Origin of the sequence: Keratinibaculum paraultunense (genome assembly GCF_016767175.1) — a bacterium.
Lineage (GTDB): Bacteria > Bacillota > Clostridia > Tissierellales > Tepidimicrobiaceae > Keratinibaculum > Keratinibaculum paraultunense.
The window spans coordinates 844,486-863,494 of sequence record NZ_CP068564.1; the positions used below are offsets into that span (position 1 = coordinate 844,486).

Annotated in this window: 22 protein-coding genes, 1 other RNA gene and 1 riboswitch; of the genes, 22 read left to right on the forward strand and 1 reads right to left on the reverse strand. The window is 28.2% G+C overall.

The window, feature by feature from the left end; genetic code table 11:
• Positions 1-58 precede the first annotated feature (58 nt).
• From JL105_RS04070 to JL105_RS04110, 9 genes are all read left to right on the forward strand, one after another.
• Positions 59-766 (forward strand): tRNA (adenine(22)-N(1))-methyltransferase, encoded by a 708-nt coding sequence (locus JL105_RS04070; RefSeq protein WP_132025883.1) that lies wholly within the window; start codon positions 59-61, stop codon positions 764-766.
• Positions 744-1,847 carry a Nif3-like dinuclear metal center hexameric protein gene (locus tag JL105_RS04075; protein WP_132025885.1) on the forward strand — a complete coding sequence of 368 codons (1,104 nt, stop codon included), beginning with the start codon at positions 744-746 and terminating at the stop codon, positions 1,845-1,847. Before JL105_RS04070 ends, JL105_RS04075 begins: the two co-directional genes overlap by 23 nt.
• Before the next feature lie 19 nt (positions 1,848-1,866).
• Positions 1,867-2,577 (forward strand): zinc ribbon domain-containing protein, encoded by a 711-nt coding sequence (locus tag JL105_RS04080; RefSeq protein ID WP_132025887.1) that lies wholly within the window; start codon positions 1,867-1,869, stop codon positions 2,575-2,577.
• A gap of 86 nt (positions 2,578-2,663) precedes the next feature.
• Positions 2,664-3,053: RNase P RNA component class A (gene rnpB / locus JL105_RS04085), an RNA gene on the forward strand.
• Positions 3,054-3,312: 259 nt separating this feature from the next.
• On the forward strand, positions 3,313-3,675 hold the full coding sequence (locus JL105_RS04090; protein ID WP_202690618.1) for a BlaI/MecI/CopY family transcriptional regulator: 363 nt from the start codon (positions 3,313-3,315) through the stop codon (positions 3,673-3,675).
• Positions 3,675-5,831, forward strand: coding sequence for a M56 family metallopeptidase (locus JL105_RS04095; protein ID WP_132025889.1), 2,157 nt, complete (start codon positions 3,675-3,677; stop codon positions 5,829-5,831). The genes JL105_RS04090 and JL105_RS04095 overlap by 1 nt, the downstream gene beginning before the upstream one ends.
• A 312-nt stretch (positions 5,832-6,143) precedes the next feature.
• Complete coding sequence (locus JL105_RS04100; protein WP_132025891.1) at positions 6,144-7,322, forward strand: ComEC/Rec2 family competence protein; 1,179 nt, start codon at positions 6,144-6,146, stop codon at positions 7,320-7,322.
• 84 nt (positions 7,323-7,406) lie between these two features.
• A complete protein-coding gene (locus JL105_RS04105; RefSeq protein WP_132025893.1) occupies positions 7,407-8,777 on the forward strand; it encodes a B12-binding domain-containing radical SAM protein in 1,371 nt (456 codons plus the stop codon).
• Positions 8,778-8,961: 184 nt separating this feature from the next.
• Positions 8,962-9,059: riboswitch (THF riboswitch) on the forward strand.
• A 72-nt stretch (positions 9,060-9,131) separates the two neighbouring features.
• Positions 9,132-9,665, forward strand: a complete 534-nt coding sequence (locus tag JL105_RS04110) for a folate family ECF transporter S component (RefSeq protein ID WP_132025895.1) — start codon at positions 9,132-9,134, stop codon at positions 9,663-9,665.
• Positions 9,666-9,676: 11 nt separating this feature from the next.
• Here JL105_RS04110 and JL105_RS04115 read toward each other — a convergent pair whose 3' ends face one another.
• Positions 9,677-10,354, reverse strand: coding sequence for a PHP domain-containing protein (locus JL105_RS04115; RefSeq protein ID WP_132025897.1), 678 nt, complete (start codon positions 10,352-10,354; stop codon positions 9,677-9,679).
• Between the two features lie 196 nt (positions 10,355-10,550).
• Here JL105_RS04115 and arcC point away from each other — a divergent pair, with 196 nt between their 5' ends.
• From arcC to spoVAE, 13 genes are all read left to right on the forward strand, one after another.
• Positions 10,551-11,489, forward strand: a complete 939-nt coding sequence (gene arcC, locus JL105_RS04120; protein ID WP_132026262.1) for a carbamate kinase — start codon at positions 10,551-10,553, stop codon at positions 11,487-11,489.
• A gap of 189 nt (positions 11,490-11,678) precedes the next feature.
• Entirely contained in the window at positions 11,679-12,551 is an 873-nt protein-coding gene (locus JL105_RS04125) for a cation diffusion facilitator family transporter (RefSeq protein WP_132025899.1), read from the forward strand.
• 156 nt (positions 12,552-12,707) lie between these two features.
• Entirely contained in the window at positions 12,708-13,280 is a 573-nt protein-coding gene (locus JL105_RS04130; protein WP_132025901.1) for a hypothetical protein, read from the forward strand.
• A 47-nt stretch (positions 13,281-13,327) separates the two neighbouring features.
• Positions 13,328-14,173, forward strand: coding sequence for a bifunctional 5,10-methylenetetrahydrofolate dehydrogenase/5,10-methenyltetrahydrofolate cyclohydrolase (locus JL105_RS04135; protein WP_132025903.1), 846 nt, complete (start codon positions 13,328-13,330; stop codon positions 14,171-14,173).
• A gap of 126 nt (positions 14,174-14,299) precedes the next feature.
• Complete coding sequence (gene spoIIAA / locus JL105_RS04140; RefSeq protein ID WP_202690619.1) at positions 14,300-14,632, forward strand: anti-sigma F factor antagonist; 333 nt, start codon at positions 14,300-14,302, stop codon at positions 14,630-14,632.
• A 12-nt stretch (positions 14,633-14,644) separates the two neighbouring features.
• A complete protein-coding gene (gene spoIIAB, locus JL105_RS04145; protein WP_273542373.1) occupies positions 14,645-15,088 on the forward strand; it encodes an anti-sigma F factor in 444 nt (147 codons plus the stop codon).
• Positions 15,089-15,093: 5 nt separating this feature from the next.
• Positions 15,094-15,852 carry an RNA polymerase sporulation sigma factor SigF gene (gene sigF, locus JL105_RS04150; RefSeq protein WP_132025905.1) on the forward strand — a complete coding sequence of 253 codons (759 nt, stop codon included), beginning with the start codon at positions 15,094-15,096 and terminating at the stop codon, positions 15,850-15,852.
• Positions 15,853-15,920: 68 nt separating this feature from the next.
• Positions 15,921-16,079: a hypothetical protein gene (locus JL105_RS04155; RefSeq protein WP_158279971.1), complete on the forward strand. Its 159-nt coding sequence runs from the start codon at positions 15,921-15,923 to the stop codon at positions 16,077-16,079.
• A complete protein-coding gene (locus JL105_RS04160) occupies positions 16,072-16,692 on the forward strand; it encodes a stage V sporulation protein AA (protein ID WP_132025907.1) in 621 nt (206 codons plus the stop codon). Before JL105_RS04155 ends, JL105_RS04160 begins: the two co-directional genes overlap by 8 nt.
• Positions 16,693-16,714: 22 nt before the next feature.
• Positions 16,715-17,134 (forward strand): stage V sporulation protein AB, encoded by a 420-nt coding sequence (locus JL105_RS04165; protein WP_132025909.1) that lies wholly within the window; start codon positions 16,715-16,717, stop codon positions 17,132-17,134.
• A 22-nt stretch (positions 17,135-17,156) separates the two neighbouring features.
• Positions 17,157-17,597 (forward strand): stage V sporulation protein AC, encoded by a 441-nt coding sequence (gene spoVAC, locus JL105_RS04170; RefSeq protein WP_170169625.1) that lies wholly within the window; start codon positions 17,157-17,159, stop codon positions 17,595-17,597.
• A gap of 4 nt (positions 17,598-17,601) precedes the next feature.
• On the forward strand, positions 17,602-18,621 hold the full coding sequence (gene spoVAD / locus JL105_RS04175) for a stage V sporulation protein AD (protein WP_132025913.1): 1,020 nt from the start codon (positions 17,602-17,604) through the stop codon (positions 18,619-18,621).
• Positions 18,622-18,633: 12 nt separating this feature from the next.
• Positions 18,634-18,990, forward strand: coding sequence for a stage V sporulation protein AE (gene spoVAE / locus JL105_RS04180; protein WP_132025915.1), 357 nt, complete (start codon positions 18,634-18,636; stop codon positions 18,988-18,990).
• The last annotated feature ends 19 nt before the right edge of the window (positions 18,991-19,009 follow it).

A 19,009-nucleotide genomic window follows, 5' to 3' on the forward strand; every position in this document is an offset into this window, starting at 1 on the left:
ATTCGCACAAGCGAATCTTTAATTAACGTAGAAGAAAATTATTGAAAGGAAGAATTGTATGAATTTATCAGATAGGTTAAAAAAGATAGCAAATTTTGTACCCAAAAATACAATAGTAGGGGATATAGGAACAGATCATGGATATATACCTGTATATTTAATTAAAAATGGTATATCTAAAAAGGTTATATCTACTGATATTAGTCAAAATTCTTTAAATAAAATTGTAGATTATGTAAATTCAATTGAAGGTATAAAAGAGATTGATATTAGATTAGGGGATGGTTTAGAACCAATAAAGCCTTTTGAAATAGATACTGTAATAATAGCAGGAATGGGAGGACTTCTTATAAGAGATATATTAGACAAGGACAAGAAAAAAAGTGATTCAATTACTTACTTTATACTTCAACCTAATGTTGCATCTAGAGAATTAAGAAAATATTTATATGAAAATAATTTTGAAATAATAGATGAATCTTTAGCTAAAGAAAAGGATAGGTTTTATGAAATAATATATGCTAAAAAAGGAAAAGATTTTGTTATTAAAGATATATACTATGAAGTAGGTAAAAAACTAGTTTTAAACAAAGACCCTCTAGTGGAAGAATTTATTAATTATAAAATAGAAAAGATACAAAATATATTAAAAGAATTAGAAAATCAAGATTCCAATAAAGCGAAAGAAAGATATGAGGAACTAAGTAAAAAGATTTTAGAATTAAAGGAGGTGTTAGTAAAAATTGAGAGCAATAGACATAATTAATTTATTAGATAGTTGGGCACCAAAATACTTAGTAGAGAATTGGGACAATACTGGTTTTCAAATAGGAGATCCAGAGAAAGAAGTTAAAAGAATATTATTATCTTTAGATTTAACTGAAGAGGTATTTCAACAAGCATTAAAAATTAATGCTCATATGATTATTAGCCATCATCCATTAATTTTTAAGTCATTAAAATCTATAACTAAATTAACCCCTAAAGAAAAATTGATATATAATATTATTAGAGAAGATATAGTTGTATATAATGCTCATACTAATTTGGATTTAGCGTCAAACGGTGTAAATGATGTTTTAGCTCATGTTCTTGAATTGAAGGATATTAGACCATTGAATGTAGTTTATGAAGAGCCTTTATATAAATTAGTAGTATTTGTTCCAAATAGTCATAGAGATGAAGTTCGTAATGCGTTAGGAGAAGGAGGCGCGGGTTGGATTGGAAATTACAGTCATTGTACTTATAATGTAGAAGGTATAGGTACTTTTATGCCAAGAGAAGGTACAAATCCATATATAGGAGAAATGCATGAGTTAGAAGAAGTAATAGAAACGAGGATTGAAACTATAGTTGAAAAGAAAAATTTAAATAGTGTAATTAATAAAATGTTGGAGGTACATCCTTATGAAGAAGTAGCTTATGATATATACCCATTAATGAATCAGGGTAAAACATTTGGTTATGGTAGAATTGGAGAAATAGAAAAAACAGCTTTAACTGATTATTTAGATAAAATAAAGGAGAATTTGGATATAGAGCATTTAATAGTATATGGGGGACCAATAGATAAAGAAATAGAAAAAGTTGCAGTATGTGGTGGTAGTGGTTCTTCATTTATATATGATGCTTATTTAAATAAAGCAGATGTATATATTACTGGAGATATAAAGTATCACGATGCTCAATATGCTAAAGAATTAGGATTAATTATAGTAGATGCAGGACATTTTCATACAGAAAAAGTAATATTACCTACAATCAAAAAATATTTAGACGATAAAATAAAAGGGGATGTGCAAATAGATATATTTAAGCAAAGTAGTCCACATTGTGTTGTTTATTAAACTCTTTGGAGGTGGATACATGGGCACTTTAGACTTATTATGGGAACTTCAAAAACATGATAATAATTTAAAAGATATGAATTTAAAGTTGGAAGAAATATCTAATGGAGAAAAGGCAAAAATGTTAGCTCTAAAGTTAGATCAAATGGAAAGCAAACTTAAAGATATAGAAAAAAGATTGGAAAATAGTCAATCAAAATTAAATAGAAATAATTTATTACTAAAAGATTTGGATTATAGATTAAATAAAACGGAAAAAGATTTATATGAAGGAAAAATTTCAGATTTAAAGCAATTAAGTTATTTGGATAAGGAAAGAGAAATTATAAAGAAAAATATTGATGAAAAAGAAATGGAGATTATAGAACAGTTAGAAGAGGTGGAGAATTTAAAAGAAGAATTTTTAAAAGTTAAGAAAGATTTTAATGTGTTGAAATTAGAATACGATAAATTGATGGAAAAATATAGTATAACTACTGAAAATCTTAAAACAAAAACTAAACAAGAATTAGAAGAAAAAGAAAAGATTGTAAGCAATGTTGAAGAGAGCATACTTCATCTATATGTTAAGTTAAGGAAAGAAAAAGGAAATGCTTTAGCTGAAGTAGTGGAAGATAGATGTAGTGGTTGCAATATGTTATTGCCAACTATTATAATTGATAAGTTAAAAAATATGAATACACTAGTGTATTGTGAAAATTGCGGGAGAATATTATATTTAAAGAAATGATATTATGAAAAATTTATTTGAAAAATTGACAAATTTATGTTATAATATCCGTGCTAAGATCAATCGTAATATAGAATATAATAAGATGAGTAAATCGGATGATCGCGTGCAGTTGGCATGAGGAAAGTCCGTGCTCCATAGGGCAGGATGCTGGATAACGTCCAGTGGGGGTGACCCTAAGGCTAGTGCAACAGAAATATACCGCCAGATCCTTGCTTGATTATTTACCAAGCTTGTGGTGGAATAACCTTTTAATAAGGTATCTGGTAAGGGTGGAAAGGTGAGGTAAGAGCTCACCAGCGATTAGGCGACTAATCGGCTCTGTAAACCCCATCCGGAGCAAGACCAAAAGGGAACACAAATAAACAGTGACCCGCTGTTGTTCCAAAGGTAGGTCGCAGGAATCCATTGGCAACAATGGATCATAGATAGATGATCATCCAAGACAGAACACGGCTTATAGATTTACTCATTTAACCTTTTAAAACATCAGTCTTTAAGGCTGGTGTTTTTTACTTATTGTCCTGCTTTTTGCAATTTAGGTTTTGAAGTTACTTCAGATGCCATTTGTTCGTGCTATTACTTTTACATGAGCAGATACAGACAGATAGAATGTTTATAATAGTCAAAATGTTCATAGTTAATAAAAAAGATAATAAAAAAATATTGACAATTTGGTTTACATCATGTAGACTAAGAATATAGTCTACATGATGTAAACAAGGAGATGATATCGTGAAGTATAATTTAAGTGAAATGGAAACAGAATTAGCTGAGATAATTTGGGAAAGGGAACCTATAAAATCTTCTGAATTAGTAGATATTTGTGCCAAAAAATTTGATTGGAAGAAGTCTACTACTTATACTATGATAAAAAGAGTTGAGAATAAAGGTGTAATTATCAATGAAGATGGAATTGTGAAGTCAACTATATCTAGAAAAGATTTTTATGCTAGTCTTAGTAGTAATTATGTTAAAAAATCTTTTGATGGTTCATTGCCTAAATTTATTGCAGCTTTTACAAGAGCAGAAAAACTCAGTGATGCTGACATTAAAGAAATTGAAACTATGATTAGAGAACATAGGGAGGAAAAATAATGGAAAAATTATTTTTGAATACAATAAATACTAGCATTATAGTTTCTATTATTATTTTATTTATTTTAGTTTTAAGATTTTTATTTAAAAAAGCTCCAAAAAAATTTTCTTATATATTGTGGCTTATACTTTTAATTAAATTAATTATACCTTTTTCTTTCAAAACCAAGTTTAATCCAATGCCAAGTAAATTTATAGAGTTTTCAAACAAAAGTTATATAGAAGAAACAGTTCAAAATAAAGAAACTATACCAAATTTAGAAACGAATACAAAAGAGAGGATAAAAACAAATGATAATAAAATTGTAGAATCCCCTATTCAATTTAAAGAAAATGTCACTAATAAAAACAAGTTTACCATAAGAAATAGTATTCCTTATATTTGGATAATAGGAATTATATTATTTTTACTACATGGTTTTATTTCAAATCAAAAACTTAAGAAAAGTTTAAAAGATTCCACTTATATTTATGAAAATATATATGAAAACAAAAATCTAAATACTGCTTTTATCCATGGTATTATTAATCCTAAAATATATATACCAAATTACTTAAATGAAAAGGAAAGAGAATATATAATAATTCATGAGAAAACACATTTAAAAAGATATGATCATATTGTAAAATTTTTATACTATATTGCACTTTCTATGCATTGGTTTAATCCTTTAATTTGGATAGCTTTTGTGCTAATGGAGAGGGATATGGAACTTTCTTGTGATGAAGCTGTAATGAAAAAAATTGGAAATGTTGCAAAGAAAGATTATTGTACAACATTACTTTCTCTGGCAACTGGACATAAAATGAAAATAGCAGTACCTCTTAGTTTTAGTGAAAATAATACAAAAGAAAGGGTAAAAAATGTGTTAAACTATAAAAAACCAAAAAAATGGGTAATTATTGTATTGATTGTGATTATAGTGGTTTCAGTATTTTTCATATTTACTAGACCTAAAGATAAAGGTGAAGATATAATTAATAATGTAGAAGATGATGAATATGGTCTTTATAATAGGACTTTTAAAGATCCTAGAGATGCAGCAGAAATAATATTTAGTAAAGAATTAGAAAAAGTTAAAGAATATACTCATGAAAATGTTAAAATTGAAGAAGCTAAAATTACAAAATTTAAAAGATTATATTCTTATGAAGGATATTTAGATAATCCTATAGAAGTATTTACTTTTGAATATATAATAAAGGGAAAAGAATTATTAGATTATCCATTTGTGGATATAAGTAATGATGGTGTCTTAACAGAAGAGAATTTAGTAGGAGTAGGCAAGCCACTATTAGCCTTTTCTATTGTAGATGGTAGATATGAATTCTTAGGCTTTATATTCTATGGTGAATTTTACTCAGATACTAAAGCAGAAATTGAAATAGGATTAAATGAGTTATTAGAAAATAGAGGATTAAAAGGACCTGAGATTTTTCCTGGCAATCATATTATAGCAGAATACAAACTTAGGGAAGGGGGAACATATAAAATTTTATTGTCTCAACCTGCAAAAACAGGAGTAAAGGGAATATGGTGTGTAGATAGATGGATGGATGAGAACGGTAATATGTATTATAATATCATTCAAAGTGATTTAAGTTTGAAAGAATATTATGCTCAAATTCAGGAACAAGTAGATAATGGTAAAAATCAAGACTTATTAGATGGGGAAAAAGTAGCATTAAATTTTATCAAAGAATATTTAGATTATAATTTTGCTAAACCTTATATGTTTGAATTTTACGAAAATGCTAGTATAGAGGATTTTTTAATTAAACCAACAAATCAATACTTTGGCTATATAATGGAACTGGTAAAATATGATTGGTCAGAAGACTATACTATTCATTTTGATAAAGCGGAATTTCTCCATAATGTAGATCCTGAGGATTTGGAAAGATTAAAAGAACTTGGTGTTGACCCAAATAAATTAGATAATGGCTACTATATCTATAATCCTACATCCTATCCAGTTTCCTTTACAATTGATGAAGATACAGAATTTTATATAATAAAATTGGGCGACACCCATGCAGTAAAGGTAAGCGAGGATGAATTTATAGAACATTATAATAAAAACAAAGATGCATTATATATGCTAGAAGATGAGAATTTCAAATTAAGAAAAGTGATGCAAGTATATTTGCCATAATATATAGGCACTAGATGTTAGTTTAAATTAATATTTTTATTATTGATATAGATTTAGGAAAATTTTATCAAGAATGATAAAAGATAATAAGGTTATATTCTTGATTCAAAAATTTTTGAAAGCACGAATTTCATAAGCAAAGGAATGTTTATAGAATGGGAAATAAAAAGTGAGTTAATATTAGCTCACTTTTTTAAAATATATGGATATAAAAGATTAGTAAAAAAAGTAATTTAATTTTTTGTACTAAGATTTATTGTCAACTAATAGTGTATTATGTTATAATAATATGCAAGAAGGAAGGGGTATATTATGGCTTTTCTAAACTTAATTCCTGGATTTCGTAGTGGAATCATGTGGAAATCTATAATTGCACTTTTCTATTATGTGATATCTATATACTATTTTATCCATAGTATAGGTATGTTATTGTTTTTATTGTCTACACCATTTTCTTTTTTTTCTTTTATAGATTTAATGGGTTGGTATCAAGTAGGTTATAGTTATAGCATTACTAGAAATATATTTATAATATCTACCACATTTGTAACTATAAGTGCAATAGCTGTTTTTCATTCGTTTTTCAATATAAAATCACTTAGAAAGAAAGTTAATAGTCGAATTTGCAAAAATCCCTCTAATGATCTAAAAGTTCATTTTTTAAGTATAGGACAAGCTGATTCCATATTAATTCAACAAGGAAATAAAAATTTATTAATAGATGGTGGATATTGGGTGAGCGGAAGACCTATTTTAAGATATATTAAAAATATTGGTGTAAATAAGTTAGATTATCTTATAGTAACTCATCCCCATAATGATCATATTGGAGGATTGCCCAGGATTATAAATAATATACCTATAGAAAATGTGATTATAAATAATAAAAATCCTTATAAAACAAGAAGATATTATAAAAAGCATAATCAATTACTGAAAATGATAAATAAAAGAGGTATAAATTTAATTCATCCAGTAGCAGGAGAAACTTTTAAAATAGGAGATTTTAAGTTAAAAATTGTTGCTCCTAATGGAGGAAATTATGAAAGGATAAATAATTATTCTATAGTTATAAAACTTATATATAAAAACAACTCTTTCCTGTTTGCAGCTGACGCAGAAGAGTATTCAGAAATGGAAATGCTTAAACATAACAGAGATATAAAAGCAGATGTATTAAAAGTAGGGCATCATGGGAGTTGTACTTCGTCTAGTGAAGAGTTTTTAAGAGCTGTGTCCCCTAAATATGCAGTAATAAGTGTAGGCTACAATAGTTTTTATGGGCAACCAGATAAAGCTGTATTAGATAGACTTGATAATATAGGTGCTACTTTATATCGCACAGATAAAAGAGGTACTATTATAGCTACATCTAATGGATATAATATTAAATTTAATAAAAAAAGTTGTCCTTATCCAAAAGCCAAAATTTTTTATACATCGATAAGATTAAAATATAGATTATTACACGGCAATAGAAGTTTTAATTAAAATTAAATATTTATAATCATATTTTTTAATATGCAAAAGTACAATAATTATTAATGTTTTATAGATTTAAAGGAGATGAATTTAGTGAAGGTAGTTTTTGTTACACCAGCAGCAGATATAAGAAGGAATAGTATATATAGGTTTGGAAGTTCTTTTTATGGTCGCAGTAATTCAATAACAGGACCGTTAATTTTAGGAGGTATATTAAAAAAAGAAGGTCATGAAGTAGAGGTATATGAAGAACTTTATAAAGACTTAGAATATGAAAATATTAAAGATGCAGATGTAATATGTATATATACTATGACTTCTAATGCACCTAGGGCATATGAATTGGCTAATATTTTTAAAGAGGAGTATAAAAAAAGAGTAATAATAGGAGGGATGCATGCATCGGCTTTACCAGAGGAAGCTTTAAAGTATGCTGATCAAGTGGTAGTAGGTGAAGCTGAAAAAGTTATAATAGATTTAATAGAAGGTAATATAAAAGAAAGTATAGTATATGCTCCTCCAGTAGAGGATTTAGATAAGATACCTTTTCCTGATTATAGTATTTTAAAGACTCCATGCCAAGTAGCTAACTTAATGACATCAAGAGGTTGTCCATTTAGTTGTATATTTTGTACTACATCCAGGATGTTTTATCCTTATAGGTATCGCACACCTGATAATGTAATAAAAGAATTGGAAATGTACAAAAGGATGGGATTTAAATATGTAAATTTTGAAGATGATAATTTTACTGCAAATAGAAATAGGGCAAAAGAAATATTAAAAAAGATGATTCAAAATGATTTGGTATTTAGAGAAACTTTTTTCTTTGGAAGAACTGATCTAGCAGAAGATGAAGAATTATTAGCATTACTTAGAGATGCACATTTAAATCGAGTATTAATAGGAATTGAATCTTTGAATCAAGAATCATTAGATTACATTGATAAGAAACAAAAAATAGAAGATATAGAGTACTGTGGACAGATGTTAGAAAAATATAAAATAAAATTAATTGCAAGTATAGTGTTAGGTCTTGATTATGATACCAAAGAGGATATTAGAAAAGCTGTACAGTTTTCAAAAAAAATAAATGCTTATCAATTGCAGCCAGCAATATTAACACCTTATCCAGGTACTCCTCTATATGAACAATTTAAAAAAGAAGATAGAATTTTAATAAAAGATTGGCAACATTATGATATGATGAATGTTGTATTTGAACCTAAAACCATGACACCTTGGGAATTACAATTTGAATTTTTTAAAGCTGTAAATGAATTTTATAATTTTAAAGGAGCTATGAAAATATTTAAAATATTTGGGTTCGAAGCAGGAATGCGAAGATTAGGTCTTTGGATAGCTAGTAAATTTGGGAAGACCTTCTTTAAGAAAAAAACTGAAAAAGAAGATGGTAATATATATAATCAATTATATAAATTAAGTACAGAAATATCTTCTTAAATTTGTCTGTGAAAGTTAATACCCTAGGGTATTAACTTTCACAGATGTATTGATATTTATAATATTAATTAGAAGATAGGAAATTCTTGTTAAACAGGGTTAGAAAATATAATAATCTTGAAATATGTATGTGAGTATTATATACTGAATGTAGTAAATATTAATACCAAACAAAGTATATAATGACAGAGTAGATAGTTTGCGTAAAGTGTCAGAGGATGGAACGTTGCCTCTGAACGAAAAGCTACTTGTAGCTTGCGTTAAGCTATCGCGTTCGCTGCCACATCGTGAAGGTAAGTCTCTTTCTAGATGTGACGGTTCTGTCATATCAAATGAGAAAGGAGGCTTTTTTGTATGCAAAAAATTAGTACAAAAAATATAGCTTATTATGGGCTTTTAATTGCATTAAATATTATATTAACTAGAATAGGTAGCATCAGAATAGGTGGAGGAGGAGTTGAGTTAGTTAGAATAGGTTTTGGTGGATATCCTATAATATTTGCTGGTATAGTATTTGGTCCTTTAGCAGGAGGAATTGTAGGTGCTGTAGGAGATATAATTGGTTATTTTATAAATCCTTTGGGTCCTTATATGCCCCATTTTACTATGACTGCAGCATTAACAGGGATTATTCCTGGTGTTGTTATGTTGTTATTTAATGATAGGAAAGCTAAAAGTTCTTTTGGAAAATTGACTTTAGCAATAGCATTAGGACAAACTACTACAGCTATATTTTTGGTTCCATATTTTATGAAGATGTTATTTAATGTACCTATGATAACTACTGTACCAGGGAGAGTAATTACCCAGATAATTCAGATACCTTTATATGCCTATATAACAAAAGTTTTATTAAATCATTTATTTGCAGTGAAAAATATAAATTAATTAGAAAAAAGCTACTGCCTTGTAATGGTAGTAGCTTTTGTTGTTGATATTATACTTTCATAGGAATAATCCAGATCTATATACTTTCCTTCTCTTCGCATAACAGGATGGAAATTTTTTGTTTTGATGGCTTCTATAAAGTCTTTATGGTCTCTTATAGTTGAATAAAATTTAGTTGCATAAGTACCAATTTTATCAATAACATGAGCATCACTAGCTCCTAAAGATGGCAAATTTAATTCTGTAGCTGTAGCATAAGCATATAAATTATGATAGGCATAGGTACTTCCATTAAAGGATTCCACACCAGATAATAAATGACTTACTTCATGTAAATGATTTTCTAGTCCTCTATTATTATTTCTAAAAGGATGAGCGGCTATAGCTACACCATTATTTTTTTTAACTAAACTTAATAATTCTTCTGCATGAAGCTTTTCCTGTGGAATATCCTTTAATCCAAACACAAGTATATCTCCTTGATAAGTAAGTATTTCTGCACCTACAATTACCAAGATTCCATTTATTTTTGCAGAATCACCAATATCTTTTCTTAAATAATTATTATCATGATTGGTTATACATATAGCGTCAAGTCCTATAAGTTTAGCTATATCTGTAGCTTTTTTTAAATCTATAAAACTATCAAATGAATATTTATTTTCATGTATATGAGTATCAATTATCATTTTATTTAGCCTCCATTTATTAATACTATATTAATAATAGCATAAAAATTAACAAAAAAGATTAATATAGATAAATACAATAAGAGACAAGTATAGTATAAATAAAATTAATATAGAAATATTCTTTTTTCATCAATTGTGGTATAATTTTTATATTAAGTAAAAAAGGCATGAAAATTAATTATTGTTTGGAGGGATATTTTTGAAAATAGTAGTTGCATTGGGAGGAAATGCGTTACAAAATAAAGATAGTGATTTTACATCCGAGTCTCAACTTAATATTATAAGAAAGAGTGTAAAACATTTAGTAGATATTATAGAAAAAGGGCATGATTTGATCATTACTCATGGCAATGGTCCTCAAATAGGAAGGATAATCATACAAAATGAGATAGCAAAGGGAATTACTCCTGCAATGCCTTTTGATGTATGTGGAGCTATGAGTCAAGGAATGATTGGATACCATATCCAACAGGCTTTAGGAGATGAGATCAAAGAGAGGGGCAAAAAAAAGTCAGTAGCCACAATAATAACTCAAATAGTTGTAGATAAAGATGACGATGGTTTTAAAAATCCTACTAAACCTATAGGTCCCTTTTATTCTAAGGAAGAAGCATTAAGATTAAAAGAAGAGAAAGGATATGAAATTATAGAGGATTCAGGTAGAGGATATAGACGAGTGGTGGCATCTCCAAAACCTAAAAAAATAGTGGAAATAGAAACCATAAGAACATTAGTAGATAATGGTAATATAGTAATAGCAGCTGGTGGAGGTGGTATACCCGTAATAGAAGAAGGGTCCAAACTTAGAGGTGTAGAAGCAGTAATTGATAAGGATTTAGCTTCGGAAAGATTAGCAAAGGATATTGATGCGGATATTTTACTTATTTTGACTGCAGTAGACAAAGTTTATTTAAATTATAGGAAGACAAATGAAAGAGGATTAAATAAAGTTGGAGTTGTAGAAATGAAAAAGTATATAGAACAAGGTCATTTTGCACCTGGAAGCATGTTACCAAAAGTATTAGCATCTATTGGATTTGTAGAATCAAAGCGAGGAAGAAAAGCTATCATAACTTCATTAGATAAAGCTAATACAGCACTTTGTGGGCTAAGTGGTACTATTATTGAGTAATATAAATTGATTTTTACCAAGGGAAACCTTGGTTTTTTTTCATATAACTATTCTCAATTGATAATAGTTTCTATTTAAATATAATAGTGGATATTTTGATTAAATAGGTATATAATAAAAGTCATACTTATTATCAATTAATATAATTATATAATTTTAGACATATAATATTGTTATGGAGGGAATATAATGGAAAAATATAGATTAGGAATGAAGATATCTTGGATTACTACAACAATTAATATATTACTTGCAGCAATAAAAATAGTTGCCGGGATTATAGGAAATAGTAATGCTATGTTGGCAGATGGCGTTCATACATTGTCAGATGTGTTAACAACTTTGGTGGTAATAATAGGATTAAAGGTATCTTCAAAAGAAGCAGATGAAAAGCATCCATATGGACATGAAAAATATGAATCTATATTTGCAAAATTATTAAGTTTGCTTTTAGTTTGTACAGGTATTTTTATAGGTTATGAAGGTGTAAAATTATTAATTAAGGGAAACATAAGAACTCCTAGTAGAGTTGCTTTAATAGCTGCAATAATATCTATATTGGTTAAAGAGTTGATGTATAGATATACAATTAAAGTAGCTAAAAAGATAAAGAGTATATCCATGGAGGCGGATGCTTGGCATCATAGATCAGATGTTTTTTCTTCTATAGGTACTTTTATCGGTATTTTAGGTTCTCGTTTAGGGCTAAAGGTGTTAGATCCGATAGCTGCAATAATAGTAAGTATTTTAATTATAAAAGTTGGTATAGATTTATATATTGAATCTATTAAGGGATTAGTTGATGAATCAGCAGATTATGAAATTATATCCAAAATAGAGGATATAACTTATTCTGTAGAAGGAGTAAAAGGAATAAAAAATTTAAAGACTAGAATTTTTGGAAACAAAATATATGTAGATATGGATTTACAGGTTAAAGGAGATATTACAGTAACAGAAGGTCACAATATTGCAGAAAAAGTGCATGATTTAATTGAAAAAAATATTGAAGATGTAAAACATTGTATGGTACATGTAGAACCAGAAGATAAAAACTTATAATTGTTGAATAATAGTATTTAATGGATTGACTTAGATAGTAACATATATTATATTGAAATCAGATAATTATAACTTAAATGATTTTGCGTATAAAATAATTATAAAATTTTGTATATGAATTTTAATTGTTATAATTGTTATAGGAGATGTGATTATATGAAAAATAAAATTGCTAAGTTTATTAGCTATATAACATTAGTACCTATAATGGCGTTTTTTACCATATTATTAATTTATATTCATCATACTAAATATTTTTTGGGTATAGAATGGTTTATATATTCAATTATATTTCTAACAATAATACCAATACTAGCATATCCTATACACAGGATAATACCAGCATTTAAAAGAGAAGGAAGAAAAAGTGAAAGGAAATTAGCTTTTATATTTGCGGTAATAAGTTATGTAACAGGTACGCTTTTTACATTTATATTTAATGCTCCTGTAATAGTAAAGAAGATATTTATGGCATATTTACTATCAGGAATATTTTTATCTTTTGTTAATAAAGGATTGAAAATAAAAGCTAGCGGACATGCTTGTGGTGTATCTGGACCTATAACTCTTTTGATTAATACAATAGGAATAAATATGATATGGCTTTTTTTATTAATGCCAATTATATATTGGTCTAGAATCAATCTAGGAAGACATAATATAGTTGAGTTAATTTTAGGTACTTTTGTGGGAATAATATCTACATTAGTAGCTGTTAGCATATTTTAAAAAATGATATAAATGGCTAATAAATAAAAATAAAGGAGAGGATCTTAATGGCAGATGTATTGAAAGGAAATATTGTAGCAAATAAGATTAAAGAACAGATAAAAAAAGATATTCAGAATTTAAAGCAATTTAATAAAATTCCCAGATTAGCTATAGTAAGATTAGGTTATAATCCAGGAGATATTTCTTATGAAAAAAGTATTATAAAAAATTGTGATAATGTAGGTATTGAATCTAAGGTATATGAAATAGATGAAAATATTAAAACAGAAGAATTAGTAGAGTTAATTGAAAAGTTAAATAAGGATAATGAGATTTCCGGTATTTTAGTATTTAGACCACTTCCTAAGCATATTGATGAAGATGTAATTAGAAATGTAATAAGTCCTAAAAAAGATGTAGATTGTATGCATCCTTTAAATCTCGAAAATATTTTTGAGGGGAAAATAGATGGATTTGCTCCATGTACTCCTAAAGCAGCTATGGAGATACTTAATTATTATAGTATACCATTAGAAGGAAAAAATGTAGTAATTGTAAATAGATCTATGGTTGTGGGAAAACCTTTAGCAATGATGTTATTAGAGGAAAATGCTACTGTTACCATCTGCCATTCTAGGACTAAAAATTTAAGTGAATTTACAAAGAATGCAGATATAGTAGTAGTGGCTTTAGGAAATGCTAAATTCTTTGATGAAAGTTATTTTACTGAAAAATCCATTGTAATTGACATAGGAGTAAGCTTGGATGAAAATGGGAAATTAAGTGGAGATGTAAACTATGATAGAGTTTTATCATTAGTAGATAAAATTACCCCTGTACCAGGTGGAGTAGGAAGTGTTACAACTTCTGTACTATTAAGGCAAGTAGTATTAGCATGTAAAAACATGTAAAACAAAAAAAGAGTCTTTTTTAGACTCTTTTTTTTGTTTTATAACAAAAGTAGTGATATTTCTTTGAAGGATTATTTAAACTTAAAATAGAAATATACTATGGAAAATAATTGGAGGAGGGATAGTTTGAGATTTTCTATGGATATTGAGAAGAATTATTTAATTGTTAAATTAGAGGGAGAATTGGATCATCACACCTCTGAAGAAGTGAGAAAGCAGATTGATACTTTATATTATGACAATAATTTATTGAATATGGTATTGGATTTAAGGAAATTAAATTTTATGGATAGTTCAGGGATTGGTCTTATAATGGGAAGGTACAAAAATTGCAAGGAAAGAGGTGGAAATATTGCCCTTGTAAGTACTAATTCTACTATAGATAGGATATTGAAAATGTCAGGATTATTAAAAATAATCAATGTATATCCTAGTATTGAAGAAGCAATAAATGTTTAAGGAGGGATAAATTTGGTAGAAAAAAATTATATGAAGGTAGAATTTTTAAGCAAGTCTACAAATGAATCTTTTGCAAGAGTAGTAGTAGCAGCTTTTGCTTCACAGCTAGATCCAACTATAGAGGAGCTATCAGATATTAAAACAGCTGTTTCAGAAGCTGTTACCAATGCAATTATTCATGGTTATGAATACAATAATGACGGAATTGTTATAGTGGAGGCTACAATTGAAGGAAATAGAATAGAAATAATTGTTGAGGATAAAGGAAAGGGTATACCTGATATAAAAAAAGCTATGGAACCTTTTTATACCTCTAAACCTGACTTAGAAAGATCAGGAATGGGTTTTACAGTTATGGAAACTTTTATGGATGAATTGATAGTAGAAAGTCAATTAGGTAAAGGCACTAGGGTTAAGATGACTAAAGTATTTAACTCCGTTGTATATAAGGAGTAGATACTATGACTGAAGGGAATAGTGATAATAATTTGCTATCTCATGAGGAGACAATGCAATTAATTTTAAAAGCACAACATGGAGATAAACTTGCAAAAGAAAAATTAGTTAGACATAATATTGGGCTTATTAAATCAGTATTAAGGGGTTTTTCAAATAGAGGATATGATATGGAGGATTTGTTTCAAATAGGTAGTATAGGATTGCTTAAAGCTATAGATAAATTTGATCCCTCTTTTGAAGTAAAATTTTCAACATATGCAGTGCCGATGATTGCAGGGGAAATTAAACGTTTTTTAAGAGATGATGGAATTATAAAAGTTAGTAGATCATTAAAACAGACTGCTAATAAAATAAAATATGCTCAAGAGGATTTAGCAAAGGAATTAGGTAGAGAGCCAACTATTCAAGAGATTGCAGAGGAATTAAATATAGATAAAGAAGAGATAGCCATGGCTTTAGAATCTACTTATCAGCCTGATTATCTATATGATGTAATACATCATGATGAAGGAAGTCCATTACATGTCATAGATAAGATTAGTTTAGAAGAAGATGAAGAAGATATTATTATAGATAATATATTGTTAAAAGAAATGTTGTCACAATTAAAAGAAAGAGATAGACAAGTAATAGTATTACGGTATTTTAAAGATAAAACTCAAGTGGAAGTAGCTGAATTGTTGGGTATATCTCAGGTTCAAGTATCTCGTATAGAGAAAAAAATAATAGAAGATATGAAAGATAAATTAGCAAAGGCATGAATTCATGCCTTTTTTTTGAATGAAAAAAAGGTTATAAGTTAATAATAATTATAAGCTGAGGTGATGATATGAAAATTAAAAAAAATAATATAATAATAATCTTAATTATAATTTTAGTATTAATAGGTTCTATACTTTGGTATGGGGAATTAAGAACTAATAGGGAAGTTCCTAAAAGAGCTAAATATGTTTATAATTTTAAAATAAGAAGGGATATAAATGGATAAAAAACAAGTGTATTTAAATATTGAAACTAAATATTCAGTAGATTTGAATACTCATGTTTATGTAAGAGATATAGGAAAAGTTTATTGTGATGATGAGGTTATAAAGAAAAAAGTTGAGGATATTTGTATATATAAAGGAAGTGACAAGGAAGAATATGATTACATTTCAGGAACAGAAATTACTAATAAAATATTAAATAAAGTTAATAATATAGATATTAATATAATAGGTGGTCCAGATGTTTTATTAGAAATTAAAAGTCAAGAAAATTCTAATAAAATTTTTAAAATTTTCAAAGTGACTATTATAGCAATAATATTATTTTTAGGTGCATCAATGGCAATTATAAATTTTTATGAAGATGTTAATATGGGTGCTACTATGGAAAAAATATATTATATATTCACTGGAGAAAAAACACAAAATCCTAAAATATTAACAATTCCTTTTTCATTAGGAATAGGATTAGGTATGTTTACTTTTTTTAGTAGAATATTTAGTTTTAGTAAAAGAAGAAGACAAGAACCAGGTCCAATGGAAGTTGAACTTTATTTATATGATAAGGATTTAGAAGAGTATATACTTAATGAATTAAAACAAAAAAAGAAATGAAGGTATTTGGGTGGTGGAATAGTTGATAAAATCCATATTTTTGGTTTTAATTGGTATTTCAGCAGGTACTACTGTTGGAACTGCTATAGCTGCATTTATTACGTTGCTGCAATTTGTACCTAGATTGGCACAAATTACTGAAACGAATGATTATATAAAAGTATATGAATATACATTGATAGTTAGTGGGATTATATTTAGTTTTATATGTTTTTCTACTTTTAATTTTTCTTTAAATAAATTTTTTTCCGTATTTGTAGGCATAGGCATGGGTATTTTTTTAGGCTTATTTTCTTCAGCTTTAGCAGAAGTCTTAAATGTGATACCTGTACTTGTAAAGAAGATTAAGTTAAAACATGAGTTAAAGTATATAATAGAAGCATTAATTTTTGGAAAGGTGGCAGGTTCTTTGCTTTATTGGTTAGTGTTTACTAAATATTAGGAGGGTGAATAGATTGGAGAATATGAATAAGAAAGAGTATCAAAAATATGCTGAAAGGAAAGTACCTAAACCGACTTATTTTAAAAATATAATATATGCTTTTATAATTGGTGGTACAATATGTATATTTGGACAGATTATAATGAATATGCTGTATAAATTTGGTTTAGATGAAAAATTAGTAGCTGCAGGTACCTCAATTATACTTGTATTTGTAGGTTCTTTTTTAACTGGAATAGGAGTTTATGATGAGATTGCAAAAGTAGGAGGGGCTGGAGCTGCTATACCTATAACAGGTTTTGCTAATTCTATAGTATCACCAGCCATGGAATTTAAACGAGAAGGATTCATATTTGGTGTAGCAGCTAGAATGTTCAATATCGCTGGACCTGTATTGGTATACGGAATAGGAAGTTCTATTATTGTTGGGATTTTATACTTAATTTTTACTAAAGGTAGGTGATAAAATGGCTGAGAAAAGGATTGGTTTACAAACGGTAAAATTATTGAATCCTCCTTCTATAATAGGTGCTTATACAATAGTGGGTCCTAAAGAAGGAGAAGGTCCTTTAAAAGATTATTTCGATGTTGTTTTAGAAGATGATATGTGGGGACAAGAATCTTTTGAAAAATCTGAAGTAAAGATACAAGAAGAAGCAATAAAAGGTGCAATTTTAAAAGCTAATCTTTCTCCTAATGATATACAATATATTTTTTCAGGTGACTTACTAAATCAAATAAGCACATCTTCATATACAGCAAGACAATTAAATATAGCATATTTTGGTTTATATGGAGCCTGTTCTACGATGATAGAGTCTTTAAGTTTAGGATCAATGGTGATAGACGGAGGTTTTGCTGATAAAGTAGTTTGTGCTACATCTAGCCATTTTAGTTCTGCAGAACGTCAATTTAGATTTCCGTTGGAATATGGTAGCCAAAGACCTTTTTCGTCCCAATGGACTGTGACTGGAGCAGGAGCCACTGTTATATCATCGTCTGGGAATGGGCCATATATAACTTATATAACAACTGGCAAAATAATGGATTTTGGGATTAAGGATACTAATAATATGGGAGGTGCAATGGCTCCAGCAGCAATAGATACTATTTCTCAGCATTTTAAAGACACGGGATATACTCCTGATGATTATGATTTAATAATTACTGGAGATTTAGGATTAGTTGGTAAAAAGATAGTATTGGAGTTAATGAAAAAGAGTGGATATGATCTTTCTAAAAACTATTCAGATTGTGGGATAAAAATATTTGATGGGGTAGAGCAAGATACTCATGCTGGAGGCAGCGGATGTGGATGTGTAGCTGTTGTATTGAATGGATATATCTATAAAGAAATGTTGAAGAAAAATTTAAATAGAGTATTGGTAGTAGCAACTGGAGCTTTACATTCTCCTATTACTGTATTACAAGGAGAATCTATACCGGGAATTGCTCATGCCATAACTGTAGATAATTTAATAGATTAAGGAGGGATGATATTGGAGTATTTAAAAGCATTTGTTATAGGAGGGTTAATTTGTGCAATAGGTCAGATACTTTTGGATACTACTAAATTTACTCCAGCTCATATTTTAGTTATCTTTTTAATATCAGGGGTATTATTAGGGGCTGTAGGTTTATATGAACCATTAGTAAAATTTGCAGAAGCAGGGGCAACAGTACCCATATCTGGTTTTGGTTATACACTTAGTAAAGGAGCAATAGAAGGTGTAAAATCAAAAGGAATAATAGGGGCTTTTATAGGAGGGTTAGAGGCTACAGCAGGAGGGATTGCTGCTGCTATAATGTTTGGATATATTATGGCTATAGTATCAGAGCCTAAAACAAAGGGCTAAGGGAATATTCCCTTAGCCC